This is a genomic window from Arthrobacter sp. NPDC097144, from assembly GCF_044762205.1.
Lineage (GTDB): Bacteria > Actinomycetota > Actinomycetes > Actinomycetales > Micrococcaceae > Arthrobacter_B.
The window spans coordinates 1-25,525 of the sequence record NZ_JBIWDW010000005.1; the positions used below are offsets into that span (position 1 = coordinate 1).

At 62.2% G+C, this 25,525-nt stretch carries 28 protein-coding genes; 18 read left to right on the forward strand and 10 right to left on the reverse strand.

Annotated elements, in window-relative coordinates; all coding sequences use genetic code 11:
- Positions 1 to 192: 192 nt before the first annotated feature.
- Positions 193 to 1,152, reverse strand: a complete 960-nt coding sequence (locus ACIQXM_RS12490) for a helix-turn-helix transcriptional regulator (RefSeq protein ID WP_400931924.1) — start codon at positions 1,150 to 1,152, stop codon at positions 193 to 195.
- A gap of 94 nt (positions 1,153 to 1,246) precedes the next feature.
- Between ACIQXM_RS12490 and ACIQXM_RS12495 the strand changes: the two genes are divergently transcribed.
- The 3 genes from ACIQXM_RS12495 to ACIQXM_RS12505 all read left to right on the forward strand — a co-directional run bounded on the left by ACIQXM_RS12495 (position 1,247) and on the right by ACIQXM_RS12505 (position 3,354).
- The gene (locus ACIQXM_RS12495) at positions 1,247 to 1,612 is read left to right on the forward strand and encodes a VOC family protein (RefSeq protein ID WP_400931926.1); all 366 of its coding nucleotides are present in this window, start codon (positions 1,247 to 1,249) and stop codon (positions 1,610 to 1,612) included.
- 300 nt (positions 1,613 to 1,912) lie between these two features.
- The gene (locus tag ACIQXM_RS12500; RefSeq protein WP_400931928.1) at positions 1,913 to 2,899 is read left to right on the forward strand and encodes an Abi family protein; all 987 of its coding nucleotides are present in this window, start codon (positions 1,913 to 1,915) and stop codon (positions 2,897 to 2,899) included.
- A gap of 245 nt (positions 2,900 to 3,144) precedes the next feature.
- On the forward strand, positions 3,145 to 3,354 hold the full coding sequence (locus tag ACIQXM_RS12505) for a hypothetical protein (protein WP_400931930.1): 210 nt from the start codon (positions 3,145 to 3,147) through the stop codon (positions 3,352 to 3,354).
- Between the two features lie 248 nt (positions 3,355 to 3,602).
- On the opposite strand, the gene ACIQXM_RS12510 is transcribed toward ACIQXM_RS12505, so the two are convergent.
- Entirely contained in the window at positions 3,603 to 4,001 is a 399-nt protein-coding gene (locus ACIQXM_RS12510; protein ID WP_400931932.1) for a hypothetical protein, read from the reverse strand.
- 124 nt (positions 4,002 to 4,125) lie between these two features.
- Here ACIQXM_RS12510 and ACIQXM_RS12515 point away from each other — a divergent pair, with 124 nt between their 5' ends.
- The 3 genes from ACIQXM_RS12515 to ACIQXM_RS12525 all read left to right on the forward strand — a co-directional run bounded on the left by ACIQXM_RS12515 (position 4,126) and on the right by ACIQXM_RS12525 (position 6,020).
- Positions 4,126 to 4,956 carry an RHS repeat-associated core domain-containing protein gene (locus tag ACIQXM_RS12515; protein ID WP_400931934.1) on the forward strand — a complete coding sequence of 277 codons (831 nt, stop codon included), beginning with the start codon at positions 4,126 to 4,128 and terminating at the stop codon, positions 4,954 to 4,956.
- 565 nt (positions 4,957 to 5,521) lie between these two features.
- The gene (locus tag ACIQXM_RS12520) at positions 5,522 to 5,734 is read left to right on the forward strand and encodes an NUDIX domain-containing protein (RefSeq protein WP_400931936.1); all 213 of its coding nucleotides are present in this window, start codon (positions 5,522 to 5,524) and stop codon (positions 5,732 to 5,734) included.
- Positions 5,727 to 6,020, forward strand: coding sequence for a hypothetical protein (locus tag ACIQXM_RS12525; protein WP_400931938.1), 294 nt, complete (start codon positions 5,727 to 5,729; stop codon positions 6,018 to 6,020). Before ACIQXM_RS12520 ends, ACIQXM_RS12525 begins: the two co-directional genes overlap by 8 nt.
- 611 nt (positions 6,021 to 6,631) lie before the next feature.
- On the opposite strand, the gene zapE is transcribed toward ACIQXM_RS12525, so the two are convergent.
- From zapE to ACIQXM_RS12540, 3 genes are all read right to left on the reverse strand, one after another.
- The gene (gene zapE, locus ACIQXM_RS12530) at positions 6,632 to 7,768 is read right to left on the reverse strand and encodes a cell division protein ZapE (RefSeq protein WP_400931940.1); all 1,137 of its coding nucleotides are present in this window, start codon (positions 7,766 to 7,768) and stop codon (positions 6,632 to 6,634) included.
- Between the two features lie 28 nt (positions 7,769 to 7,796).
- On the reverse strand, positions 7,797 to 8,408 hold the full coding sequence (locus tag ACIQXM_RS12535) for a hypothetical protein (protein ID WP_400931942.1): 612 nt from the start codon (positions 8,406 to 8,408) through the stop codon (positions 7,797 to 7,799).
- 69 nt (positions 8,409 to 8,477) lie between these two features.
- Positions 8,478 to 9,176: a hypothetical protein gene (locus ACIQXM_RS12540; protein WP_400931944.1), complete on the reverse strand. Its 699-nt coding sequence runs from the start codon at positions 9,174 to 9,176 to the stop codon at positions 8,478 to 8,480.
- A 147-nt stretch (positions 9,177 to 9,323) separates the two neighbouring features.
- On the opposite strand from ACIQXM_RS12540, the gene ACIQXM_RS12545 reads away from it, so the two are divergent.
- The gene (locus tag ACIQXM_RS12545) at positions 9,324 to 10,022 is read left to right on the forward strand and encodes a nucleotidyltransferase domain-containing protein (RefSeq protein WP_400931946.1); all 699 of its coding nucleotides are present in this window, start codon (positions 9,324 to 9,326) and stop codon (positions 10,020 to 10,022) included.
- Positions 10,023 to 10,049: 27 nt separating this feature from the next.
- On the opposite strand, the gene ACIQXM_RS12550 is transcribed toward ACIQXM_RS12545, so the two are convergent.
- Complete coding sequence (locus ACIQXM_RS12550; protein WP_400931948.1) at positions 10,050 to 10,271, reverse strand: hypothetical protein; 222 nt, start codon at positions 10,269 to 10,271, stop codon at positions 10,050 to 10,052.
- A 756-nt stretch (positions 10,272 to 11,027) separates the two neighbouring features.
- On the opposite strand from ACIQXM_RS12550, the gene folP reads away from it, so the two are divergent.
- Both folP and ACIQXM_RS12560 read left to right on the forward strand, forming a co-directional pair.
- Complete coding sequence (gene folP / locus ACIQXM_RS12555; protein ID WP_400931950.1) at positions 11,028 to 11,945, forward strand: dihydropteroate synthase; 918 nt, start codon at positions 11,028 to 11,030, stop codon at positions 11,943 to 11,945.
- Entirely contained in the window at positions 11,942 to 12,754 is an 813-nt protein-coding gene (locus ACIQXM_RS12560; RefSeq protein WP_400931952.1) for a pyrimidine reductase family protein, read from the forward strand. Before folP ends, ACIQXM_RS12560 begins: the two co-directional genes overlap by 4 nt.
- Here the strand turns inward: ACIQXM_RS12560 and ACIQXM_RS12565 are convergent.
- On the reverse strand, positions 12,721 to 13,935 hold the full coding sequence (locus tag ACIQXM_RS12565; protein ID WP_400931954.1) for an amidohydrolase: 1,215 nt from the start codon (positions 13,933 to 13,935) through the stop codon (positions 12,721 to 12,723). The genes ACIQXM_RS12560 and ACIQXM_RS12565 overlap by 34 nt on opposite strands.
- Before the next feature lie 304 nt (positions 13,936 to 14,239).
- Between ACIQXM_RS12565 and ACIQXM_RS12570 the strand changes: the two genes are divergently transcribed.
- Entirely contained in the window at positions 14,240 to 14,941 is a 702-nt protein-coding gene (locus ACIQXM_RS12570; protein WP_400931956.1) for a GntR family transcriptional regulator, read from the forward strand.
- A 118-nt stretch (positions 14,942 to 15,059) separates the two neighbouring features.
- Entirely contained in the window at positions 15,060 to 16,046 is a 987-nt protein-coding gene (locus tag ACIQXM_RS12575; RefSeq protein WP_400931958.1) for an ornithine cyclodeaminase family protein, read from the forward strand.
- A gap of 209 nt (positions 16,047 to 16,255) precedes the next feature.
- Here ACIQXM_RS12575 and ACIQXM_RS12580 read toward each other — a convergent pair whose 3' ends face one another.
- A complete protein-coding gene (locus ACIQXM_RS12580; protein WP_400931960.1) occupies positions 16,256 to 18,169 on the reverse strand; it encodes a glycoside hydrolase family 127 protein in 1,914 nt (637 codons plus the stop codon).
- Positions 18,170 to 18,316: 147 nt separating this feature from the next.
- Between ACIQXM_RS12580 and ACIQXM_RS12585 the strand changes: the two genes are divergently transcribed.
- The 4 genes from ACIQXM_RS12585 (at position 18,317) to ACIQXM_RS12600 (ending at position 21,777) form a co-directional block, all read left to right on the forward strand.
- Positions 18,317 to 18,679: a GntR family transcriptional regulator gene (locus ACIQXM_RS12585; protein ID WP_400931962.1), complete on the forward strand. Its 363-nt coding sequence runs from the start codon at positions 18,317 to 18,319 to the stop codon at positions 18,677 to 18,679.
- The gene (locus ACIQXM_RS12590) at positions 18,676 to 19,581 is read left to right on the forward strand and encodes an ABC transporter ATP-binding protein (RefSeq protein WP_400931964.1); all 906 of its coding nucleotides are present in this window, start codon (positions 18,676 to 18,678) and stop codon (positions 19,579 to 19,581) included. Before ACIQXM_RS12585 ends, ACIQXM_RS12590 begins: the two co-directional genes overlap by 4 nt.
- Entirely contained in the window at positions 19,578 to 20,288 is a 711-nt protein-coding gene (locus ACIQXM_RS12595; protein WP_400931966.1) for a hypothetical protein, read from the forward strand. Before ACIQXM_RS12590 ends, ACIQXM_RS12595 begins: the two co-directional genes overlap by 4 nt.
- Positions 20,289 to 20,469: 181 nt before the next feature.
- Positions 20,470 to 21,777 carry a GDSL-type esterase/lipase family protein gene (locus ACIQXM_RS12600; protein WP_400931968.1) on the forward strand — a complete coding sequence of 436 codons (1,308 nt, stop codon included), beginning with the start codon at positions 20,470 to 20,472 and terminating at the stop codon, positions 21,775 to 21,777.
- Positions 21,778 to 21,862: 85 nt separating this feature from the next.
- On the opposite strand, the gene ACIQXM_RS12605 is transcribed toward ACIQXM_RS12600, so the two are convergent.
- Together ACIQXM_RS12605 and ACIQXM_RS12610 are read right to left on the reverse strand one after the other, a co-directional pair.
- Positions 21,863 to 22,165, reverse strand: a complete 303-nt coding sequence (locus ACIQXM_RS12605) for an antibiotic biosynthesis monooxygenase family protein (protein ID WP_400931970.1) — start codon at positions 22,163 to 22,165, stop codon at positions 21,863 to 21,865.
- Positions 22,166 to 22,340: 175 nt separating this feature from the next.
- A complete protein-coding gene (locus tag ACIQXM_RS12610; RefSeq protein ID WP_400931972.1) occupies positions 22,341 to 23,261 on the reverse strand; it encodes an NmrA family NAD(P)-binding protein in 921 nt (306 codons plus the stop codon).
- A 156-nt stretch (positions 23,262 to 23,417) separates the two neighbouring features.
- On the opposite strand from ACIQXM_RS12610, the gene ACIQXM_RS12615 reads away from it, so the two are divergent.
- From ACIQXM_RS12615 to hisF, 3 genes are all read left to right on the forward strand, one after another.
- The gene (locus ACIQXM_RS12615) at positions 23,418 to 23,681 is read left to right on the forward strand and encodes a phosphoribosyl-ATP diphosphatase (protein ID WP_400931974.1); all 264 of its coding nucleotides are present in this window, start codon (positions 23,418 to 23,420) and stop codon (positions 23,679 to 23,681) included.
- An 84-nt stretch (positions 23,682 to 23,765) separates the two neighbouring features.
- Complete coding sequence (hisG, locus tag ACIQXM_RS12620) at positions 23,766 to 24,611, forward strand: ATP phosphoribosyltransferase (RefSeq protein ID WP_400931976.1); 846 nt, start codon at positions 23,766 to 23,768, stop codon at positions 24,609 to 24,611.
- Positions 24,612 to 24,621: 10 nt separating this feature from the next.
- A complete protein-coding gene (hisF, locus tag ACIQXM_RS12625; RefSeq protein ID WP_400931978.1) occupies positions 24,622 to 25,392 on the forward strand; it encodes an imidazole glycerol phosphate synthase subunit HisF in 771 nt (256 codons plus the stop codon).
- Positions 25,393 to 25,525 lie beyond the last annotated feature (133 nt).

Consider the following 25,525-nt stretch of genomic DNA (forward strand, 5'->3'; position numbering starts at 1 on the left):
CCGAGCTGGTAGGACGACAGATAAAGACGCATCCAGGCATTATCCCGACTTTCGCGCGTGGAGGTCGGTCAGACTCGCGTGTTCGGTAAGGGATCCGTTACTGGGCACTGATCCGTCAGGTGGTGCGTGTACCGGCAGACCGACAGCGCTGCGAAACACTCCCGCTGCGATACAGACTTCTCGATGATCGAGCTAATCGTGTTCCGGTCGGTGTCGTAGTGCAATGTCGGACGCAAGCTCAAAGAAACGCCGGCGCGCATCCGGTGGTGAGACAATCTCAATATGGTTTGCGAACTGCAGCAGCTGCCGCACCGATTCGATATCGGGATAACTGATGTCTGCGGAGCACCACCCCTGGCTGGAGGGGCCGATGTTTACGAGACGTGACCCTAGTATTCGGGTTACCAGATCGCACCGGTCTTCTCGTAAACGTGTGTAGATGATGACTGATCCGAGGTTCTCTGTCCTTTGCTTTAGGACAGCCCACACTCCGTGCAGGTCCTGACCCGCACGGGTTTCTGCGGCATGGGGCAGTACCTCGTAACCTTCGAGTCGATCAAGGTTAAACAGGCCGGGTTCCTGTTCATGGTCAGCCACCAGGTACCAACGGCCTGCTTTGGACGCCAATCCGTACGGGTCCACTATCATCGCGGTAGCCCGCTGTGTCCCGCTGCGTCGGTAACGAACCCGAAGGCGGTTCCGGCCTCGCAGGTCGAGGGCCAGGGCTGCTACATCGGTGGACTCCCCAGCGGCTGTTAGCCAGCTTGCATTCTCGACAATCACGAGATTCGCCAGCCCGGGTTTTGAGGTGGCGGCTGAAGCCCTTCGGGCAGCTATCTTGGCAGTTGCCATTTCATGGGCCGCTGCCATGCCGAGCTGTTCCCGCTGCACCCTGTCGAGACCAGGGATTGATAATGCCTCCATCTCGGCGGGCTCAAGGTGGGAGGCATTCAGCCGGCTGCCGGGGAGCAGCACGATACCCCCATTCCGGCCGCGCTCTGCGTAGACGGGAACTCCAGCGGCTGACAGCGCTTCCACGTCGCGCAACACCGTTCGTCGGGATACTTCCAGCCGGTGGGCCAACTCGCCGGTTGTCATGCGTTGCCGAGTCTGCAGAACGAGAAGCAGGGCAAGGAGTCGGGAGGCTCTCATAGTTCACCATCATGGCGTACAAACATGACACATTCTGGCGCGATTAACTGTTTGAGTCACTCCTGACCGTATATACGCCGATTTAGGAGACTCCATGCCTGCCCCTAACTTGTTCCTGGTTTATGTTCGTGAAGCTGAAGCGGCGACTGAGTTCTATCGTTCCCTGTTCGACATTGAGCCTGTTTTCACCAGTCCCCGCTACGTCGCTTTCGAAGTCGCACCAGGGGTGCTCTTTGCTTTGTGGACCGGACGCAGCGACCACGCGACGGCCGGAACGCCACGAACCTCTGAAGTCGGGCTGATGGTTCCAGGATCTGCATCGGCGGTAGACGAGGTCTTCGCGCAGTGGAAGGCCAAGGGGGTTACGGTCCTGGAATCACCCCACGATGATGTTTTCGGACGTACCTTTGTGGTCGCAGATCCTGACGGCAATCTCATTCGGGTTTCGCCTGTGGACTGACGCCAAGGACTTATCCAACCCTGCGGTCAAGGCAGGCCAGCACGAACCAGATCGTATCCGTGCTGGCCAGGACCATAGATAGACTGCGGATCACAGACTTTCCCGACGGATCAGCCTAGCGAGAGTGTTCCGGTCGCGGATCAGCTAATGCATCATCGAGGCCTACCAGGCTGCCAACTCCTACCGGCTTCAACTCTAAGACGTGAGCTGATATCGGAGCCCGCGCATGATATGGTTCCTTCATCATGATCAGCCCGCTCGCCTCACGGCCCGGGCTGATTTTCTTTAACCGGGGGATTCATGGCTGATTACACCAAAGCGTGGCTATCGGTCGAGGATCAGGTAGAAAAGCTCATCTCGCGCGGTGTCAGTATCCCCGACAAAGAAGAGGGCGCCCGGCTGCTCTGCGCGGTTGGGTACTACCGGCTTACGGGCTACCTCTATCCCTTTCGCGAGTCGGCAAGCTACGTGGACGACAGCGGCCGTTCACGGATTCAGATCTTCAATGTCTATCGGCCCGAAACGTCCCTGCAGGACGCGGCAGCCCTCATTGATTTTGACCGCCGGCTGCGGATGCTGATCCTGGAGGGGATCGAGCGGATCGAGGTTTCGCTTCGCATGCAGATCGGCTACGTGCTGGGCCGGCGATCAGCCTTTGCACACTTGGATTCTGACACCTTTGTCGCGTCCTTCTCCGCGGCGCAGCTCGATCCGAAGACGGGAGATGCAGCACCGAGCAAGCATGCACAGTGGCTTTCCAGGATCCAAGATCGACAGAATGGCTCTGATGAAGCCTTCGTCGCCCATTTCCGCGAGAAGTACGACAACCAGATGCCCATCTGGGCTCTCACCGAAATCATGGAGCTGGGGCATCTAAGCCGTCTGTACGGTGGGTTGGCGAACTCAACCGCCACAGGGATCGCCGACGCCTATGCCGTCCCATCGAAGAGCGTGATGAGGAGCTGGATCGCGAGCCTGAACTACGTGCGCAATGTTGCCGCCCATCATGCCCGGATCTTCAATCGCAAACTGGTCACGGCCCCGAAGCGGCCAGCCAACGTTCCTCTTCTGGAACATCTCCGGGATGAGGATTCCTCGAAGCAGGTACTGGGCCTGTACAACGCCTTGGCCGTTATGGCCTTCCTGCTGAGGACGATTGAACCTGGCAGCAGCTGGACCGCACGCATGAGAGATCTCATTGCGTCTTTTCCCGAAACCGAGCGTGTGACAGCGCATTCTATGGGCGTACCCGAAAAATGGTCGACGATGGAACTCTGGTGTCCCTAAGCTCCTGAATCTAATGACATCCCAGCAGCGGATTGCATGTGGGTGTATGTCCTCGTACAGGAGTCGACAGTCAGCGTCCGCAAAGGGATCGGCTTACGGAGACTTGGGTGACGCATGGGCATGTGAAAACTTCACCAGGTATCGCTGCGATTCGTACGCTAGGGTCACAGCAACAACGGAGGTTTCCGCACGCATGCCCGTATGGGGATCAGTCCTGTTAGGGCCGACGCAGTGGAGAGTAAACAATGGCAAAATCAAACGGCATTGACATGAAGCTGCGGTTTTCTTTCATGCTGCCAGCGCTGGTGATTGTTGTTGCCCTTGGTATTACTGGTGCGATTTTTCCTGACCTCATACGTGTGGTTACGGGGCTCATGCCCGTCGTAGTTTTTGCTGCGCTCATCAGCATGGTGCTGACGGAGCGGAAGCGGGGACGTCATAACCGGGACGCCTGAGGCCGCGCCTGCAACTCACGGTTACCAACTACTGGAGCGGTACCGGGGAGTGCAGCGTTTCGCGATCCCAGATCGGACGCCAGAGCGTCCGAGGAACCACCGGCTTACAGGCTTCGACACACAAGATGAGATGGAAGCTCACCAGACTTCGGATAGCTTCCACTAGCCCTCTCGGAAGTTTGAGCCGGTCTCCAGAATTGATGCACTACGAAAGGGATCACAGTCGCCGTACCGCGTCCGAAGGCGGACTAGAGGTTCGTCGGCACGGGTGTACGAGAGGACCTTTCAGCAGGCGTTTTCATCGTCCGGACTGTGACAACGATGAAACAAAGCCCACACAGGACGCCAAAAAGGGAAAAGAGATTACCCGCAAACACCAGCATCCACACAGAAAGCAACGTTTGTACGACGGCCAGTGATGCTGCGGCATATGCGAGGACGCGGCTTCCGGCGGAGGAGGCAGCGGCGGGTGTGATGCGGTCGGGGTCTTCAGCTGGTTGTTGCCCCGAAATCACCAGCAGCTGAACTGCGAATATCAGAAAGACCCCTCCCAAGATGAGGCACATCAGGAGAGCCGGCTCGGTTGAAGTGAAGTAGCCCACGACAATGGCGCCTATTAGAGCCCCTACGAGCGGTTCGTTCCTCATGGTGATCCCCTTTCAACATGCTTGGAGGGCGCTGGGTCTCCAGCGCCGCCCTCCAAGACTACGACGTGGCGTATTTCTGCCGAGGGATACGAGTACACCGCAGCTCACCGTCGCCTGGCGCGCGATGCTGGCGTTCCACGAGGGGATGGGCTTACGAGACTGGTCGGCCACAAACCGCTACAAAAACCAGGCCATACACTGCTGCGATTCACACCGTAACGACGAACGCACTGTCTCAGGGAACACGACCTTCCTCAACGGAAGCCTCGGCGTCACTACCCAAACCACCAACGGTGCCACCACATCGTTCATCAGGGACCCTGACGGGAAACCGATCAGCATGCGTAACAGTGCTGGTGTCGGTTTCTACTACACAACAGATGCACTTGGTTCGGTCATCCTCCTCACCGACGCCAGTCAGGCAAAGGCAGCAACCTACAGTTACGATGCCTGGGGAAACACCACCCAGTCAGGAGCTCAGGCCGGCAACAACCCCTACCAGCACGTCTCCGGATATAAGGATGCGGCCACCGGCTACACAAAGTTCGGCGCGCGATACTACAACCCAGCCATCGGACGATTCACACAACTGGACCCCTCCGGCCAAGACCCGCATTACAGTTACGCGGGCAACAACCCCTTCAGTAATACTGACCAGACAGACCTTAGCTTCTGGGATGAATTTACTGGCAGCGCTGCGCCTGAACTCTTGGGCGGCGTGGTGGGAGCTTTTGGAGGTTTAGCATCGACCTCTTTTACAAAAACGGTCCCCGGCGCCCTTGCAGGAGCCGGATTCGGGTGTGCTGCAGGAATAACTGACTCAGTAATGGGGAACGATTTGTCAGGTGAGGAAAATACCGCTGGTAGCATAATTGGCAGTCGTGCAGGTGGAGCAGCCGCTGGCCTTTTAGGTTTCAGCGCCGGTAAGCTGTCAAGCCCCAATAAGTTGGACTAGCGAGGATTATTGATGAGTATTCCGACAGCGGTGGGAATAGCAGGTTTCACAGGTGCCTTATGCGTCTTGATTGCTATGTATATTCGCAAAGTACAACATAAAACGCCATCCGGAAATAAGCTACAACTATTATTTTGGGCGTTTCTTTTGATATCTTTTATCGGATATGGAACTCTTTTAGTTAGTGTGTTGTAGCGACTGACGTGCGGAGAGTGTGATACCCCATCAAGCGGACTTGGGGCAGCCAGCCGGCTGCCCCAAGTCCGCTTCAGGCACATTGATAATGACACATCAAGCAGGCACGTTCGTGGACTCTCCCCGGAACGATTCACGTTCGCTGACGTCGGCTCCATCAAAGCTATGGGATTTTTCTACCTGATGTTGGGGCTTTTCTGGCTCGGTATCTCCGTCTTCGCGCGGTGACGGCCTGACAGGGGGAAATCAGAAATGGAACTCATGAAGTTGAGGCTGTTGGCTGAGTTTCAACGGCACGGAGACACTGAGCTGTCGCGCTGGACGGACCCGTTGAGGGACGTGCACGGGACACCCTTGTTATGGTGAGGCCATGGGGCACATTGGGTCATATCTGTGGAAGATTCGGCAACACCTCGGATCTCAACTCGTTCTTCTGCCAGGCGCTCAAGTGCTCGTGCTAGGAGAACAAGGAGGCCATGCTCTGTTCCAGCGCCGAGTGGACAACGGAGTGTGGGAGCTGCCGGCTGGCGGCTGCGAACCTGGCCAGAGTTTCCGAACCGCGGCCGTAGCCGAGTTTGTTTGAGGAAACGGGCATCGTCGCCAAAGCAGAAGACCTTGAACCGTTCGCGAGTCTGTCCGATCCTTCAATTCACACCCTGACCTACCCCAACGGTGATCAGGTTCAAGCCTTCGCTATGTGTTTTGTGCTCGCTAGATGGGAGGGAAACCTGTCAGCAGAAGAGTCCGAGGTGAGTGACCTTGGGTTCTTCCCGCTGGTTGATCCACCCTCTCCCACTCATGTCCCTACTTTAGAAGTGCTGAAGCTGTATGCGCGGTTCCAGGAAACCGGCGTTTTTCAAGCAAATTAGCCGTCGCGGTAGGGAATCCATTGCTGTGCATAAGTGCATGACAACTACATAGGATTTGTGAATGGGTCGTAGACAGCAACACAACGTGGAAGCCGTCCGGGTCGAGATAATTGCCGCAGTAGCGGAGCTACGTGCTGTGGCCCGGGCAGAGCAGGACAAGCAACGAATAGAAGTTGCCGACTGGCTCGACGAGCAATTCATCGATATCGCGGACCCAGGCGTTCTGCTTGAGGCAACGCGAAACGCTCTCACCTTGTACCAAGGCGGGATGGGGTCATTCCAAGATGTCGGCACCGCGATATCGGCGCACGCGGTCAGCCGGCTGCGTAGCGCTCCGGTGCGTGGACTCGATAGCCAAGCTGGCAACTCATCAACGTGCTCATGATGGGTTGGCACCGCCCTGGTGAAGGATCCAGGTGGGGGACCAGCTTACGGACGCTCAGGGGACAATGCCGTCCTCTACAGTCTGATCGTGAATCGTCATGTCGCTGGGGACCGGCTTCGCCTACGAATTAGCTACCGTTCGATTTCAAAAAAGGACCATTAGACAGCCTGTTCAGGTGGCCAGGGTTGAGACTGGTGCTGTGTCTGTAGTAGCTGTAATCGGCTCATCATTCTGAAGGCGTCGGGTCGGTTCTGCGTGGTGGCCCGGAACTCCTCGAGAGTGAGGGGGACCGTATGGTTGTTCGCACATCGGCGTCACAGAGAACGTCGATGACGTTGATAAGCCTCTGTTGCGCCTCCGGGTCAGTGTCGGCAAATGAGGGCAGATCCATCAGCACCCAGTGATTGAACTGCTGCGCCCAGTGCAGATACTCCACGGACGAAGTCTGCGCCCCGCATAACTGCTCGAAGGTGATCCACAGTTCGGTGCCACGATGTGCAACCACGGGGAATCGCCTGCTGCCCGCTATCAACTCCACAGCGTCGGACGATTGCGGGTCCTGCGGGGTGTGGCGGTCCTGCTGAACGCTGGGGTCCGGGCTGATCCATCGCCCACTCCTGAATCCAGTGACCGATGATTGCGGCCTGGCTCTATAGTCTTCGGTTCCCTGGAGCTTGATGATGTCCATGTTGGTCTGGATCAGTTCAATGCCTGGTTCGAACAGGTGATGCCAGATCGGATTGGGCAGCAAGGACGCGGGGGCGTAGTTGGAGCTTGCGAGAAGGAGGACGTTCGTGGCGAAGAATTGTCTCAGGAGCCGTGTTAAAAGCGCGGCGTCTCCAGAGTCATGGACATGAAACTCGTCAAAATACAGGAGTTTCACACCGTCAGTGAGCTCACGGACAGCACTATCGACGGCGCTGGTTTCTCCTTGGTGTTCATGGATGCGGCGATGAAGTTGATCAAAGAATCCGTGGAAGTGGACTCGCCGTTTCGACTGGATTGGGAGTGCATGGAAGTAGGCATCGAGCAGCCAGGATTTACCGCAGCCGGCCTCACCCCACACATAGAGGCCCCGGAGCTGGGCCCGTCTCCACCGGGACGCGAGCAGATCCTCACTGAGTCCGAGAAGCCTGTCCCGTACGAGGGCTTGAGCATTGTCTAACCGAAACCCAGCGCTGGCAGCAGACTCCTCGATAGCTGCTGCCAGGTCAGTTCTTATGCTTTTGCTCCTCGCCACAGGGTTGATTATGCCCTTCACGCACCTGCAACGTGGAAGCAGGTCTACGATCAGATTCCGCTTATTGCAGCAAGTCCTCTTCGGTGCGTGCCTAGGCGCGCAAGACGATCGGCCTACGCGCACGGTTCATGTCGCAAACTGGGGGAGAGCGTCAGTCGCCGGCGAGACGGCCCCGGACCGCCTCTGTCCAGCACCGGCCTTTCCCGTATCCGCCGTCAGGGCCGTAGAGGGTGCCGCCGACCCTGTACGTCACGGTCGACCCGAACCAGCTGACCCTGACCTGGCCATCCCTTGCCGATCGGTCGCCTTCGTCAACCTTCCAGCTGCCAACCCTGTGCGCCACCCCCGAGGGCTCTCCGAGGTACATGACCCCGCTGCCACCCCCGAAAAAAGACGTTTCCTTGGCTATCAGCGTGCAGCCGGAAGAGTTCCTGGACACGACCGTGTAGCCCGCACGGTTCCAGGCATCAGAGACCATGCCGAATACGCAGAACACAGCACAAAGCGCCAGAGGAAACCAGAACCAGCGGTTCTGAAGCTCGGACCATCTGAACGCGTCATCCTCCGGGACGGAACTGCGGGCAGAGGCTTGCACTCCCACGAGGACGGCGGCCCCGGCCAGCAGGGCACCGCCGGCCATCCACCACGGGATGAACTTTCCACCGGCAACAAAAAGAAGTGTCATGAACCCGGGAAAGACAGTCAGGACGCCGGCAATAAGCAGTCCAACGGCTATCCGCGGAAGGACGGCGCTGGCTCCCATCCATTCCCGGACAAGCCCCGCCAACAGTGCAGGAGCGTACGGCTTTTTGCCCATAGATCCCGTGTATCCCTACTTGCGGTGAAAGACGGCGTACTCGATCTCGTCGGCGCGGACCTTTCGCTCACCGTTGAGCTCATCGGACGCCAGGTCGGCCCAGCGGCTGATGAAGGTGCAGTACCGTCCGTACGTGTCCGGATACCAGCCGGCCGTGGGTGCGCCCGGCCAAACCTCATGCAGGTTGGTCACCACGACTTCGTCCAGGATGAAATAGCGGGGCGGAACGCCGGGGCCCTGGGCGAAGTAGAGAAACTTGGTCGAGAACGCCGGACCGAAATAGGCGATCCGGCCCTTGCCGCCGGTGGTGGTCAGGTTGCTGTAGACGTCCTCGGCCGGCTCCCCGCTGCGAACTGCCGTCCACGCGTCCGCGAGCAGCTCGGCTGTCCTATCCTGGTTCTCGGCCAGACCGTCAAGACGCTGGTGCAGGTACGGGGCCTTCCTGCCAAGACCCCAGGCCAGGGAGTAGTAGAGGAGCTGGAATGCGTTCTCCGGAGTGATGTCCCTGGCGCCGATGTCGAAGACGTCCCGGCGGGACACACGCGTCAGTCCCGGGGCCTCCAGTGCGCCTTCCAAAGCGGGCAGACCGCGGGCGGCCAGGGCCTTTTGCCATCGGCTCCCGTCCACTTGTATCGAGTGGCCCATGACAGTTTCTTCGCCGGGCAGGAAGCCGGAAACGTACGACGGCAGCGGGGCATCAGCAGCGATGGGCATGGGGCGACTCTACAGTGTCGGCCAGAATGCCCCCGTTCCGCTTGAGCTGCGCCAGCGTGATAGAAGCCCCAGTTGGGGATCCATTTTGGAACATGTGTCCTCGCACTGTGTCGAAGAAGGCCTGTAGGCGTAGGGCATCATGGGCTAATGGATCCAATCACGATTGCGCGCTCTTATGTTGAGGAAATGCATGCCGGAGCGGAAGCATCAATCCTGGGTGGCAGCGCAGCCTTGGGCTGTTCGACTCCGACATCGGACCTTGACATAGCCATCCTCTATCGAGCTGGTGGCGAGAACTACGCGGAGACCATCCGGTATCGGGGATGGATCGTAGAAGCTTTCATTCACACACCCGAGAGCCTGGCCTTCTGGTACGAGAAGGAAAGGTCAATGCGCTCTGCCATCCTCGGAGACATCTGTGCCCGGGGACTCATACTGACCGACCACGGGCCCGGCATTCAATGGCAAGATGAGGCGCGCCTTTACATGCAGCAGGGCCCCATGCCGTTAACTGATGCCGAACGCGACCTCCGCAGGTACGACCTCAGCTGTTCAATGGATGACCTTCTGGGTTCCAGTTCTCCCGCCGAAACGTTCGCCATCGCCTCGAATGTGTTCCGCCAATCCGCCGAACTGCTGTTGCTCCGGCACCAAAAATGGTTGGGCAACGGCAAATGGATTGTTCGGCGCCTGGAACAGCTGCCCAACGATGAGACCGCATCGGAGCTCTTGGCCTGGGCAGCTTCGACGGACTATGACCCCCAGAAGCTGGCCGGGATTGCTAGAGCTGTACTGGAGCAAAATGGCGGCTACGCTATGGAGGGCTTCTTGCGGGGTGCACGCTAAGGGATCCCTCAACGTGCACGCTTCGTTTCATTCGCCGTTGGCAGTTGTTTCGATCCAATCGGCTGCTTCGTCGGAGAGATAGAAGCACTCGAGTCCGCGATCGCCGATCCACCAAGCGTCCGATGTCATATCGCCACCGACCGCCACGATCTTGTCCACCACATCCGCGCTGACAACCTCGCCGTTGTGCGCGATAAGCCACTCCTGCGTTTCGGGGTCCAATCTTGGCCACCACTCGATCGTCTTCATACAGCAATCATCCATGCAGGTGGGGCCGATCGAAAGCATTCTGCATCGGGATGAACAAGGCGAATTCCGGTCCCGCCTTGGCGCCGGTAAGCCGATCCTGACCGCGACACCTTCCGAACTTCCCCTTGGCAATCGGACACGGATAACGAGACAGGTTCTCCTGGCGTGTCCCATCTCAGCCCCGGTGTCTCTAATTCCATCGTATTCGTGCACGCGCTATTACTCAGCTCCGGTCGGCAACTTCAATGGGAATCCGGCCATACGCTTAGCCCATGGACACGACAACTAATTCTCCTCAACCCGGTCGTTTGCGCTAAGCAAAGGTTATGAAAGTGCTCATCTTTGTGTGCTGGGGGTTGATGCTGTTTCGTCTTATCGCGGTTATCGCCGCGGGGCACAGCGGAACTGCGGGCCGGCATATTCTTCATCTTCTATCAGTCGATGCACCGAATGAGCCTGGGCAAGTACTACATGCTTGAGGGAAAGCGCCTTGCCCTGGTGTTTATGCTGGCTGGCGCCGGCGTATTGCTGCTGGTCCTGAGCACGGGTTTGGACTGATCATTCTGCGCCGGCCAGCGCCCCCCTCGGAAAGTAGCTCCGGGTGGAGTAGCTACTTTCCCGTCCCAGAGGCCTGCGCTCCCGGGCAGGATCTTCTTCTGTTGCCATGATTCAGGCCATGAAGTTGGGACTCGTCCCTCAGGGCGTGCGCGGACGGATTCAAGCCGAGGTTAGAGTCAGCAGCCGTAGGATTCAACCATGAGTTTGTATCAACCTCCGCTGCTTCACCCGGTACACCGGATAGGGGCACGCACCCTTGATTTCCGCCGTCGGGTTGCCTTGATGGCCATCATCAACCGCACCCCGGATTCCTTTTACGACGGCGGGCGAACCTTTGCGCTGGAAGCTGCGGTGGGGGCAGCCCTGCAGGCAGTGCGCGACGGCGCCGACTGGGTGGACATTGGCGGCGTACCGTTTGCGCCGGGTCCTGCCCTGGATGCCGCTGAGGAAGCAGCCCGGGTGGTTCCGGTCATCAGGGCCGTCCGGGAGAGCAGCGACGTGATCATTTCCGCGGACACGTTCCTGCCCTCAGTGGCAGAAGCGGCCATCGAGGCGGGAGCCACCGTCATCAACGACACCACCGGCCTGGCCAATCCGGACCTGGCCCGGGTCGCGGCGGAGGCAGGGGTTCATCTGGTGATCACCCACAGCCTTGCCGCGCCCCGCACCGCATTTCCGCGTCCGCAGTACGCAGACGTCGTCGCCGAGGTGGCGGAGTTCCTGCGCCGCCGCAGCGGGTATGCCCAGGAACTGGGGGTGCCGCCGGAGAACATCATCATTGACCCCGGCCATGACCTGAATAAGAACACCCTCCACTCCCTCGAGCTCACCCGCCGGCTCGCCGAGGTTGCAGAAGTGGGTTATCCGGTGCTGGCCGCGGTTTCCAACAAGGACTTTGTGGGGGAGACCCTGGACGCGGCGAAAGCGGACCGGGTGGAGGGCTCCCTCGCGGCGGGAGTCGCCAGCATCATGAACGGTGCCCGAATTCTGCGGATGCACAATGTCCCCGCCGCAGCTTCCGCCATTCGGATGACCGAAGCAATCCTGGGATGGCGGGAGCCGGCCTATCTGCGCCACAACATGGGCGACGCCAACGAGCCGGCCACGCTCGCATGACCACACCCATCACCGCCGCGGGCTCCGCGGCTGAGCTCACCGACGACGAACTCATGGCGGCCTACGCCTGGGATGCTCCTGCCGGTGAGCCCGTGCGCCCGCACCTTCGGTTCAATTTCGTAGCCTCCGCCGACGGCGCCGCAGCAATCGACGGCCGCTCCGGTGCCCTCGGTGACGGCGCAGACCACCGGGTGTTCGAACTGCTGCGGCGGACCTGCGACGTCATCCTCGTGGGCGCCGGGACGGTGCGCGCCGAGGGGTACGCGGGGGCACTCCTGGGTACCGAGAGCCAAGCCTGGCGCACCGGTCACGGAATGCCTGCCCATCCCGGTTTTGCTTTGGTTTCCGGCACCCTGAACCTGGACCCGGATTCCCCGCTGTTCGAACAGGCTCCGGTCCGGCCCTTGATCCTGACGGCAGCCACCGCCCCCGCGGACCGCAGGGCAGCGCTGGAACGGGTTGGCGACGTCGTCGTGGCGGGGGAGCGGACGGTGGAACCGGAGGCGGCCGCAGCCGTGCTCGCGCAGCACGGCTTTCAGCGGGTGCTCAGCGAGGGCGGTCCGCGGCTCTTCGGATCTTTTCAGACCGCTGGACTGGTGGACGATTTGTGTTTGACGGTCAGTCCGCTGATGGCGGCGGGCAGCGCGCTCCGCATCACGGCGGGAGCGCCCGAGGCAGTGCCCCCGCGCCGGCTGGAACTGGCACATGTCCTCCGCGGCGGCGACACCCTTCTCCTGCGGTATCGCCGCCCAGCAGGCCGGAACCCCGAAGAGGCTCAGACCAGCTCCAGCCCCTCCGCCACCACCTGACCGCGGTGGATGATGGTTCGGCCCGGCAGCCTGTCCATGACCGCCGCAGTCACCGTTTCACCTTCAACCAGGACCAGCTCGGCGGGGTCTCCCACCTCGAGTCCGGGGCGATCTCCCTCGGAGGACAGCCGTCGGGCCTGCGGGTCGATCACGCTGGCTCCGCCGATGGTGGCCACCGCAACGCAGTGTTCAATCAGCTCGTCGGACCGGAACTTGCTGGTGAAAGCAAGCTGCCAGGTGCGGTCCAGCATGTCCGCATTCCCGTACGGGGACCAGTAGTCCCGCTGTCCATCCTGCCCCAGGCCCACTCGGACCCCGGAAGCCGCGAGCTGCCGCAGGGGCAGCGGTGCCCCGGCAGGCGCGACCGTGGACATGGAGATGTCCAAAGCGGCCATCTCTTCGAGAAGGTCCCGGAGCTGGCTGTCGGGCAGTTCCGCCAAACCGTAGCCGTGCGAAATGGTCACCAGTCCCTGCATGCCGAGGGCCTTAGTGCGTTCCAGGATCAGTTGGGCGCTGAACAGGCCCAGCTGGCCGGGCTCGTGCAGATGAATATCCACCGGAACGCTGTATTTCTGGGCGAGGCCGAAGACGATATCCAGGTGCCGGACCGGATCCCGGTCAAGGGCACAGGGATCGATGCCGCCCACGACGTCGGCCCCCAGTTTCAGGGCCTCCTCCAGGATGTCCGCACTGCCCGGTTCACGAAGCAGGCCGGCCTGCGGGAACGCTATCACCGCAACATCGGCCCGGTCCCGGTGGGTTTCACGGGCAGCCAGAACGGCCTCAAACCGCTCCAGCCCGGTGTCGGTGTCAACCTGGGCATAGCTGCGAACCCGGGTGGTGCCGCGGGCAATCATCGCCGCCAAACAGGTGGCGGCGCGGTCGGCAATGGATGTCTCTGCGTTGCGCCAGTTGTTCCTGTCATTGAGCATCATGTTCCATACCCCCGCAGATCCGGTGTGCGGGCGGAATGGCAAGCCAATCCGGGTGGAATCAAGGTGCACGTGGGCGTCGGAAAAGGAGGGCAGCAGGATTCGTCCGTGGCCTTCGACGACGACGGCGTCCGCCGGTTCGGCGGGACCTGAGGCAGCGGGCGTCACAGCGGCGATCACTCCGCCGTCCAGCACCAGGTCAGCGGCCTCAGCTCCCCAGGGCCGGGCGTTACGGAGAATAACGGTCACTGACGAACTCCTCTGGCCAAAAGGTCGTAAGCTCCGTTGGCGCAGGGGGCCCGGAACAGGCCTCCCTCCACGGTGGATGATGCCCAGATATTCACGCAGATGCCTTTCGATCAGTGACGCTGAGGTGATATGCCCGCCAGTGTAACTGGCTTTTTCAGAGCTCAGCTGACACTGCGCTGGGGTCGACACCAAATACCCCTGCCCGATTCTGGAATACCAAGTGCGCATATTTTGGTATTTACCCCTGAAGGAGTGCATTCTTGGCATACCAAAGAGTTGTTGGAGGCAAAAGGAAAGGGGCCCTGTGGAGAACCAGAAACTGGAAACCAGCCTGTCGGAACAAGTGGCGGACGCACTCCGCGAGCGGATCCTTTCGGGACGGATTCCCGCCGGGAGCAAGCTTAATGAACGTGAACTCTCCGCGGAGCTGCAGGTCTCCCGCATTCCCCTGCGGGAAGCGCTTCCTCTGCTGGAGGCAGAGGGATTTATTCATTCCGAAGCCCGCCGCGGAAGTGTGGTGCACACCTTCACGCTGAGGGACGCGGAGGAAGTGTTCGACCTTCGCCTGCAACTGGAGCCCTTCGCGGCTGCCTGCGCCGCCCGCCGCGTGGCCGCCGGAGCCAGCGCCGAGGAGCTGCTGGCGGAGCTGGAGTTCGCCCGCACCGGAACTCCGGGCGAGGAAGCCTCGGGGCGCAACTCCGACCTGCACGAGGGAATTGTCCGGTTGGCCGACCATGACCTGCTCCGGCGGTTGTCCAGCCTGCTTAACGGCCGAGTCCGCTGGCTGTTCCACCTGACTCCCGGCCGCGATACACCGGGGATGTGGGAAGAGCACGCCGAGCTGGTCCATGCCATTGCCGCCGGCCGACCGGCCCTGGCCGAAGCTTTGGCCGGAGCTCACGTGGAGCGGGGGCGGGCTGCCTCCCTGCCGTACCTGCGGGACCGGCTGCCGGATGCCGCGGTGCCGCGCACTGCGCGGCGCACCAGGCCTGCAGCCCGAAGCTAGACAAACACCCAAGAACCAAGACCTCGATCTTGACCCTTCAGCCCCCGAAACCATCCTTCAGCCCGCCCCGAAGCCGGAACATTCTTTAGCCGGGCATCGCCAACCGTCCGAGGTACCCATGACGCTCATCCTGACCGCTTCAGATCTTGAAACCCTGGCTAACATGCCGGCCACCATCACCGCAGTCGAACAGGCTTTCGCAGCCATTTCCACCGGTGAGGCTTGTCAGCCGGCTCCCACCTCCATGCAGCTGCCCTCCTCTGAGGGGCGCTACCTCGTGATGGCCGGTCTCGCCGACGCGCAGCGGCTGGCCGGAGCGAAGCTCCTTTCGGACATTCCGGGGAATCTCGACGTCGGCTTGCCCAGCCAGCGCTCCAGCATCGTGCTGGCGGATCAGCAGACCGGAGAGACACTGGCCCTGTTGGATGGCCGGGTGCCTACGCGGGTGCGGACAGCAGCAGCGAGTGCGGTGGCCAGCAAGCATCTGGCCCGACCGGACAGCACCACCCTTGGACTAGTTGGCGCAGGTGCCCTCGCCGTTGCGCATGTCGAAGCAATGCTGGCTGTGCTGCCTATCGACACCGTCATGGTGTGGTCACGCAGCAGCGCCACCGTTGAAGCATTCCGGACCAAGGTATCGCACCAGCCCGTCACGGTCCTCGCTGCATCGACCGTCCAGGAAATAGTGGAGGGCGCAGATGTTCTCTGCACGCTGACGCCGTCGGTGGACCCCCTGGTGCGGGGCGAATGGCTCCGCGCGGGCGGGCACATAAACGCCGTAGGGGCGCGTCCCCGGCCCACCCACCGTGAGATCGATTCCGCCGGCATCGCTCGGTCCAGTCTCTTCGTGGACAGCATCGCCACCGCCACGGAGAAATCGGGAGACCTGTTAATGGCAGTCGGGGAGGGGGTCATATCGCTGGACCACGTCCAGGGAGAACTGGGCCGCGTTATTGCTGGGCAGATTCCCGGCCGCCGGAGCGAAACAGAGATCACCCTTTTTGATTCCGTGGGCATCGGCATGCAGGACGTCGCCATCGGTCGTCTCCTCTACGACGCGGCGCTCCAGCAGGGACTTGGCCTGGACGTCAACATGGCAGGGTGATCTTGGCGGCGGGCGGGACCAGCGCCTAGGTGTAACTCTTGCCGTGATGGTGATGGGCGAGCCCGGGAACGGGCGCACTTCGATCCAGTCCTGCAGCGGCTTCCCGCCGGCGGCCGGCCGCCGCCGTCGTACCGGCCAAAGATGCCCTCCGGCGAGACGGCCTGCCCATCGGTGAACTGTGAACTCGCCGCTGGCCTGCCGCCGGTCGGCTATAGGACCGGTGTCCAGACGCGCATCGGCTGCGGTCCGCGGTTAGCCCACGCATAATACGGAATGGCGGTGAGCTGGAGATCTCCGCTGACCCGGGGCGGGGTCCCGTCCAGAGGTACATAGGGTGAGCGCGCCTCCGCCGGCGGGTTGCCCGCCCCGCCGGCGGCGGACAAGACTGTGATGCCGCCCAGCAAATCAGGGTGGTGCTGTGCCGTGATCGGCGCCTCCGGTGACAGGAACAGGAAATCGACGGGCGCCGTCTGGTCTTCCTGTTCCAGTGCGTAGACCAGGGGTCCGTATTCGATGGCCGCGCAGCCGCGGACGGCATCGATCCGCGGGTCTGCCGCGGTCAGCCGCGGTTCCAGAGGCACCTGCAGCAGCACTTCATCACCGCTGCGCCAGATTCGTTCCACGCGGGCATACGTTCCCGCGTCAACGGCACGACCCTCAAGCGTTGCGCCCCGTGCCCAGGACGGCACTCGAAGTTCGATGGCCGTAGCGGCGGCCGGAGCAGATTCCACCCGAATCCGTATTGCCCCGTCCCAGGGATAACCGGTTTCCACCGTCAGATTCAGGCCGGCTGCCTGGACAATGGAGGGAGCATATTGGTGGATCTGCACGGTGGGGATCTCCGGTTCCCCGGCGGCGACCGTCGCCATATAGGCATCAAGGCTGGAGAGGGTGCGCATGATGTTGGGTGGACAGCATGCGCAGTCAAACCAGCCGCGGCGTCCATGGGCGGGGCTGCGGTTCTCCTCCGGTGAGGCGTCCCCGCGCAGCTGCAGCGGATTGACGTAAAAGTACTCGGTGCCACTCAGGGATACGCCGGCAAGGAACCCGTTCAGGAGCATCCGTTCAATCTGGTCGGCGTAGCCGGGGCTGCCGGTGGCCAGCAGCAGGCGCCAGGCCAGCTGTACTCCACCGATCGCGGCGCAGGTTTCCGCGTAACCGCGGTCCGTGGGAAGTTCATATGGGTCCCCGAAGGATTCTCCTTCCCAGCGTGACCCGAGTCCGCCGGTGATGTACTGCTTGGACCGTTCCATGGACTCGTACTGGATTTCCAGCGCCTGCAGCAGGTCATGATCGCCGGTTTCCAAGGCCACGTCGGCGGCACCGGCGGCCAGATAGACCGCACGGACGGCGTGGCCCTCCACAGTGTCGGCATCCCGCACCGGAACCCGATCGGAAAAATAGGTGGGCTCTTTGCCGTAGGAGGCCATCAGCCCGTGGCCGCGTGCATCCACGAAGTACTGGGCCAGGGTGAGGTAGTCCGGGGTTCCGGTTTCCCGGTACAACTCCACCAGCGCCGTTTCGACGACGGGGTGCCCGTCGATGTCGTGCCGTTTGTCCGGCCCGAACGTGTTCACCAGGTGGTCGGCGGCCCCGACCGCCACATCCAGCAGTTCCCGGGAGCCCGTCGCCCGCACCTGGGCGACGCCGGCCTGGATCAGGTGGCCCATGCAGTAATGCTCGTGGCTCCAGGGCAGATCCCGATAACGTTCTCCCTCGCGGATCTGCACCACGGAATCGATATAACCGTCCGGCGCCTGCGCCCGGGCGACGATCCGCGTGAGCTCGAGCTGGTCGTGAAGAAGGCCCTCATCGCCGGAACGTGCGTATTCCCAGGCGGCCGCCTCCAGCCATTTGTAGACATCCGAGTCGGCGAATACCGGCCCAACGGCTTCGCCTTCGGCTGTTCCGGCGGCAATTTCCAGGTTGCGAATGTTGCCTGCCGAATGCAGGCGTGCCAGGCCCTGGGGTATTGAGGCGCCGCGGTTTGCTTCGGCCCGCTGGTGCCACAATCCGCCGGTGATGCGTGCTTCACCGATAGCCAGGGGGCGCAGTGACACTGCAGCGGAACCGGTGGGGACTGCGGGACCGTTGGCAGAGCCTGAGGTGGTGCTGACTGTCATTTTCTCTCCATTGAGATGGCAGGAATGTGTCATTTGGGAACGCACCTTAGGCTACGACGATTGGGCGGTGATGTCGCTGGCCGGGCACCCCGAGATTTCTTTCGAGTACCTATGTCCATTACTGCACTAATGGACTAGCGTCAGGGCATGTTCACAGGTGAGGGGCCGATCTTCCAGCAGCTCGCGGCCCGGGTTGCTGACGACATCGTGTCCGGAACCTATCCGGAGGAGACCGCGGTGCCCTCGGCCACCGACTTCGCCCTGTTCCACCAGATGAATCCCGCCACTGCCAGCAAGGGCGTGAACATGCTCGTGGACCTGGGCGTGCTCTACAAGAAACGGGGCATCGGAATGTTTGTTGCAACCGGAGCACGGAAGATCCTCCTGACCCGGCGGCGCGAGGAGTTCCGCCAACAATTTCTGCAGCCCCTTCTCCAAGAAGCCGCGGTTCTGGATATCACGCCCGCCGAACTGCATTCGATGATTGATGAGGAACAGGACCCGGTATGACTAACGCAATCGATATCCGCTCCGTGAGCCGCATATTCGGGCGCTCGACGGCGCTGGAGGACGTCACCCTCAGCGTGCCTGAGGGTGCAATCTGCGGGCTCCTTGGCAGGAACGGTGCCGGCAAAACCACCATCATGTCACTCCTCGCGGGCCAGGACCGGCCCAGCTCGGGCACGGTGGCGGTGTTCGGGGAAAATCCCTTTGAAAATGAAGCGGTCCTGTCCCGCGTCAGCTTCATCCGTGACAACCAGCGCTACCCCGATGGTTATCTGCTGCGCCATGTGCTGCGAATCGCCCCCGAATTTGCGCCTGATTGGAGCGCGGACGTTGCTGCCGAACTGGTGGAGGGACTCCGCATTCCCGACAAAACCCCGATCAGGAAATTCTCCCGGGGGCAGTTATCCTCCGTCGCCATCGTTTTGGCCCTGGCCTCCCGCGCGCCCCTCACCCTGCTTGATGAGCCGTACCTCGGCCTTGACGTCACGGCGAGGGCGCTGTTTCACAACATACTTCTCCGCGATTACACGGAACATCCCCGCACCGTGATCCTCTCCACGCACCTCATCGAGGAATCCGAAGCCCTCTTTGACCGTGTGGTGATTGTTGACCGCGGCCGGATATGCGTCGATTGCGGCAGCGAAGAAACACCCGGCCTTGCCCTTACCGTCAGCGGGTCCGCCGAAGCGGTGGAGCGGCTTTCAGCCGGCAGGACGGTCCTCCTGTCCCACACGGTCGGAAACCTGAAATCAGCAACAGTAAGCGGAACGGCCGACGAAGAATTCCATGCCCAGGCACGTACGCTCGGAGCCACAACGTCGCCGGCGACCCTGCAGGAACTGGTTGCCGGTTTCGGAGCCGGCACACCGGAACCGGTTCAGATTCAGAAAGGGGCACGCGCATGAGCGCCGTCGTCTCGACCATCAAATTCCACCTCAACCGGAGGACGGAAACCTTCGTCGTGCCCCTGGCCATCGCAGCTGCGGTCGCCGTCATCTCGGTTCTCATCGCACTGGTCTTCTGGCGCTCCGGCAGCCAGCCGGGTACACAGGGATGGATTCAGGGATCACAAAGCAACCCGGGCATTGTGTACGCCCTGGTGGGATTCTTCGGCTATCTCGGTGTAGCGAGCGTCGCAACAACCTTCCCGTTCGCCTTGGCTCTGGGCGCCACCCGGCGGGCTTTCGTGGCGGGCACCTTCATCTGGAACGCCGTCACCGCCGCCTACGTCGCGCTGATTCTGGCAGCACTGAATGCCGTCGAAATCGCCACGGATCACTGGTTCGCCGGCTTCTATATCTTCGACATCCATGTCCTCGGAGGCGGCGACCCACTGCGCCTGCTGCCCATCGTCTTCCTCGGAGTACTGGCGACCCTGACGATCGGGGGAGTCTTTGCCGCGGCGTGGGTGCGCTTCGGCGCACGTGGTCCCCAACTTCTTGCGGCCGTCGTCGTCCTCGCCCTGCTGGTGGCGGCAATCATCCTCGTACCCCAGGCGGCAGCAATTGCCGCGGCCTTCCGCCTCTGGTGGCTCATGGCCGCAGCCATCGGTGCGGTTGTGCTTTCGGCCGCCGGAACGTGGCTGCTGTTGCGGCCCGCCACCGTCCGGTGATCGGAGCATGAGCGCGGGCTCCCACATTTGGTGACAGGCCGGATCAACACAACCGTAGGACCCGTTTCGCTGTGACGTAGCGGCGACGTTGCCCCGTCAGGATTTCCGGCACGACCGCCGGTGCTAGCGTGACTCCACGGCTGGCCTCCGCCACCCGGAAACCAGCACAAAGGAGTGCACCGTGAGACCACCAACTACTCTGTCCGGTGTCATTATGGCCGGCCTTTTAGCTGCCGCTCTGAGTTTTCCAACCGCCGGTGCGGCAATGACAGCTCAAACTGATCCGGACACCACCCCCGGGGATGAAGCAAGTTCCAGCGCTGTGGAGCCCAACGGCGCCGCCGGCGGCTCCCATTCCTCACCGCGGTGGACCGGCAGCTGGGCAGCGGCCATGACACCGGCCGGCACCCAGGACACTGTTTCCGGAGCAGGGTTTACCGACACCACCCTCCGGCAAACGGCGCATTTGTCCGTCGGCGGATCCAGCTTCCGCATCCGCATCAGCAACGATTTCGGAACCACCGCGCTGGAGGTTGGATCGGCTACGGCATATCCCGGCTCCGCCGCTGCGGATCCGGATCCCGGCCGGCTTCGCCAGGTGACGTTCGACGGCGCCGCATCAGTGACCATTCCCGCGGGCGCCGAGTGGGTCTCCGATCCGGTGCAGCTGCCGGTCAACAGCGATTCCGACCTGACGGTCAGCCTGTATCTGCCCGGGCCCACGGGACCGGCGTCCGTCCACAGCCTGGGAATGGCGACGTCGTACCGTGCTGCAGGCGACGCCACAGCCGGCCCGTCGGACTCCTATGAAGAGCTGGACACCTCACGGTACTTCCTGGAAGGGGTGGATACGACGTCGAACGCGCTTGGCTCGGTGGTGTTCTTTGGTGACTCCATCACTGACGGATACGCCTCGACCGTCGATGCCAATCTGCGGTACCCGGACCAGGTGGCGGACCGGCTGCTCCGCCGGCCCGAGGGCAGGCAATGCGGTGTCATTAACTCCGGCATCAGCGGTAATCGCGTATTGGAGGATGCCGGTACGGCCGGAGTCTCCGCACTGTCACGTTTCGAGGACGACGTCATCGACCAGACCGGCGTGCGGACTGTGGTTCTCCTGGAGGGGATCAACGACATAGGCCAATCGGCGGGAGCCCTGGATTCTGCCTCACTGATCGCCGTTTACCGGCAGTTCATCGAGCGTGCCCGTGAGCACGGCATCAGGGTGGTGGGTGCCACCCTCACTCCCTACCGCGGTGCCGGGTATTACAGCGACGCGGGTGAGCAGGACCGCCGGGCTGTGAACTCCTGGATCCGCACCTCGGGAGAATTCGATGCCGTCATCGACTTCGACGCAGTGGTGCGCGACCCCCGCGACCGCAGCCGCCTCCGGCCCCAGTTCGACCCGGGTGACCACCTGCACCCCAACGACGCAGGCTACGCGGCCATGGCGTCAGCGGTTCGCATCCAGGACATTTGCCGCCGCTAGCGACGCCGACTCCGGTAACAGATTCGACGTGGGGCTGCCTGAAAGGGCGGCCCCGCCGTCGTTAAACTGCCGCCGTGCCCTGATGTTAGGCCGCGGTGTCCTTGATGACGGTGTAGGAGGCCACCGCGTTGGGTGCCTGCATCCCCGGGGCCTGGTCATCGGAGTGCGAGGCCTTGAAGGAATCCGATTTCAGCCACGCGAAGAAATCCTCCTTGGAATCGAACTCCATGGTGGACAGATAGGTGTTGCTCTTTCCTTCGGGGCGCATCAGCGTGCTTCGGCTCAGCCCAGGCACCCCTTCGAGGTTGGCCATGCTGTCGACAAAAGCCTTTTCGAAGGCCTCGGCGGTCTCGGGGCCCACTTCCAAAGTGTTGACCACTACGTACATTTGTGTCCTTCCAGCTGATCCGGGACAGACCGTTCTGTCCGGCGAACAACATCATACCGACACAGTGTCAGGAAAGGGTCAATCAGCAATGCCCAATCAGCAATGCAACGAGCCCCGTGAAGTCGGCGCGGGCCGCACCTGCACTGTCCGCCAAAGGCGGGCGAGCAGCCGCCGGTCAGGTGGCAGCCGGAGTGTCCTGGTTGCGGAGATGCGCCTGGATCACATCGCGCACACCGGTCCACGTGTGCGGACCGTAACGCTCGTTGTCAACATGCCGCAGCTTCGCCTGGCCACTGAACATGCTGGCGAAGTACTGCATCCCCTGCCATGCCGGGAACGTCTCATCAGAGGTCCCGGATACTCGCCTGATGATCCTGCTCATCGCTGAAAGAGTTCCGGCGGTGCCGGCCCACTGCAGTTTGAACGGTGTCCCGGTCAGCTCGGTCATGGTCCGGCTGACGTCCCGGGCTGAAACCTGCGTACCCGCAACCTCGACCGTACGGGGAGCGTCGTCGTCAACGGCTGCGCGAGCGGTCACCCGGGCGACGTCATCCTTGGTCGTGAAGTCGAGGACCTGATCGGCGGAGGACCAGAACAGGACTCTTCGACGGTCGAAGAGAATCAGCGGTGCCTCCCCGGTGAGCAGATCAGTAAACATGCCGTTCAGAATTGAGGTCGTCCGGATAGGCGCGGCGTCAAGGTCCGCAGCGAACTCCCGGCGGAGTTCGAAGTTGCGATTGCTCCCGGGGGTGATCGGACGGTAGTCGGCGGAGTAGTCCGACGGGATGAACCGGGGTGTCCCGGCAGAAACCGCCGCCCTCAGCAGGGCGCGCTGGGCATCAATGATCACGGGCCGGGTGCCGCTGACGGCTGACAGGACGACATCAACCCCGTCGAGGGCAGAGACGAGGGCGGTGTGGTCGGAATATGCGGCTGTGACGATCTCTATGCGGTCGTTGTCTCCAAAGAGCGCCTCAGCCGTGCCGGTGCCCGGCCGGGTGAGGACGCGAAGCCGGACATCATGGGAAAGCAGTTCTCGGACGATCCGCCGGCCAAGGTCGCCCGTGGCACCGGCGACCAGGATGGTGCTGCTCATTGAGGCTCATTCCGTTCAGGGGTTCGGCGCAGGGGGCATCTACCCGGCCACTCGGCTCTGCCGATTCTTACCGCTTCGAATGGAACGGCGCAACCGCAAGGTCACACCCCGACCCCCGATTCCACCCCACACCGCGCCAACGCGTACCCTTGACCTGTGAAAACCTTTGAAGACCTCTTTGCCGAGCTGAGCCAGAAAGTTCAGGACCGCCCCGCCGGGTCACGCACCGTGGCCGAATTCGAGTCGGGCGTGCATGGCATCGGTAAGAAGGTTGTTGAGGAGGCCGCCGAAGTGTGGATGGCCGCCGAATACGAATCCGATGCCGAATGTGCCGAAGAAATCTCGCAGCTGTTCTACCACCTCCAGGTCCTGATGCTCGCCAAAGGCCTGACCCTGCAGGACGTTTACAAGCATCTCTAGCCGCGCGCTGACTTTTCAGCGTGTGGCCCGCCGGTCGAATTTCTCCCTTCAGCAGTGACAAACTTCCAGCGAAAGATGCTTCCCATGCTCCGTGTAGCCGTACCCAACAAGGGTGCCCTGTCCGAATCCGCCTCCGCCATGCTCAACGAGGCGGGCTACCGCCAGCGCCGCGACAGCCGCGAACTGGTCATGGTGGACCCGGACAACGACGTTGAATTCTTCTTCCTCCGCCCCCGCGACATCGCCGTGTACGTCGGCGCCGGCACGCTCGACGTCGGCATCACCGGCCGCGACCTCTTCCTGGACGCCCAGGTGGAGGCCGAAGAGCTGATGAGCCTGGGCTTCGGCGCCTCCACTTTCCGTTTCGCCGGTCCGGTGGGCGACTTCGATTCCATCGACCAGCTCGAGGGCAAGCGCCTGGCCACCAGCTATGACGGCCTGCTGCGCGATTACCTCGCCGAGCGCGGCATCAACGCCTCGGTCGTCCGGCTCGACGGAGCCGTGGAATCATCCGTGCGCCTGGGCGTCGCGGACGCAATCGCCGACGTCGTCGAAACCGGCACCACCCTGCGCGCCGCCGGCATGGAAATTTTCGGCGACCCGATCCTGAAATCCGAGGCCGTGCTGATCGGCCGCAGGGACGCCGAGCACCCGGCCGGCCTGGACGTGCTGATCCGCCGCCTGCGCGGCGTACTGGTCGCCCGGCAGTACGTGATGATGGACTACGACGTGCGCCGGGATTTGGTGGAGCGCGCCGCCGCCCTCACTCCGGGCCTGGAATCGCCCACCGTTTCCCCGCTGCAGGACACCGACTGGGTGGCCGTGCGCTCCATGATCAAGCGCACCGACACCAACCGGATCATGGACGAGCTGTACGAGATCGGCGCCCGCGCCATCCTGGTCAGCACCATCCACGCCTGCCGGATCTAGGGAGAACACCATGAGTGTTGCCATCCGCGTCATCCCCTGCCTGGACGTCGACGCCGGCCGCGTGGTCAAGGGCATCAATTTTGAGGGCCTGCGCGACGCCGGGGATCCGGTGGAGCTCGCCCACCGCTATGACAAAGCCGGTGCCGATGAGCTGACCTTCCTGGATGTCACGGCGTCCTCGGGGGAGCGGGACAACGTGTTCGACGTCGTCTCCCGGACCGCGGAGGAAGTGTTCATTCCGCTGACTGTGGGCGGGGGAGTGCGCGGCATCGCGGATGTTGACCGGCTGCTGCGCTCCGGCGCGGACAAGGCTTCGATCAACTCCGCCGCCGTCGCCCGCCCCGACGTCATCGACGAAATCACCCGTCACTTCGGTTCGCAGGTTCTGGTGCTCTCCGTGGACGCGCGGCGCACGCACGACGGCGCTACGCCGTCGGGCTTTGAAATCACCACCCACGGCGGGCGCCGGGGAACCGGAATCGACGCCGTCGCCTGGGCCAGGGAAGCGGCAGACCGCGGCGTGGGGGAGATCCTGCTGAACTCCATCGATGCCGACGGCACCCGCGAGGGTTTCGACATCGAGATGATCCGCGCCGTGCGCGCCGCGGTGAAGGTTCCGCTGATCGCCTCCGGGGGAGCCGGCAAGCCCGAGCACTTCCCGGCAGCCGTGATCGCCGGGGCTGACGCCGTGCTGGCCGCCTCGGTGTTCCACTTCGGTCCCGACGACGCCATCCACCAGGTCAAGCAGGCCATCCGTGAGGCCGGGTTCCCCGTCCGCTAGCTCTTCCTCCCCCCCCGAGATGGCAGTAGGTTTGCTTCCCACCGCAGGGAAGGACCCCGACATCCCAAACGCCCGGCCATAATCAGGGCAATGCGTTGCGGGAATTGAAATAAAAAGCGCGACCGGGAAAAAA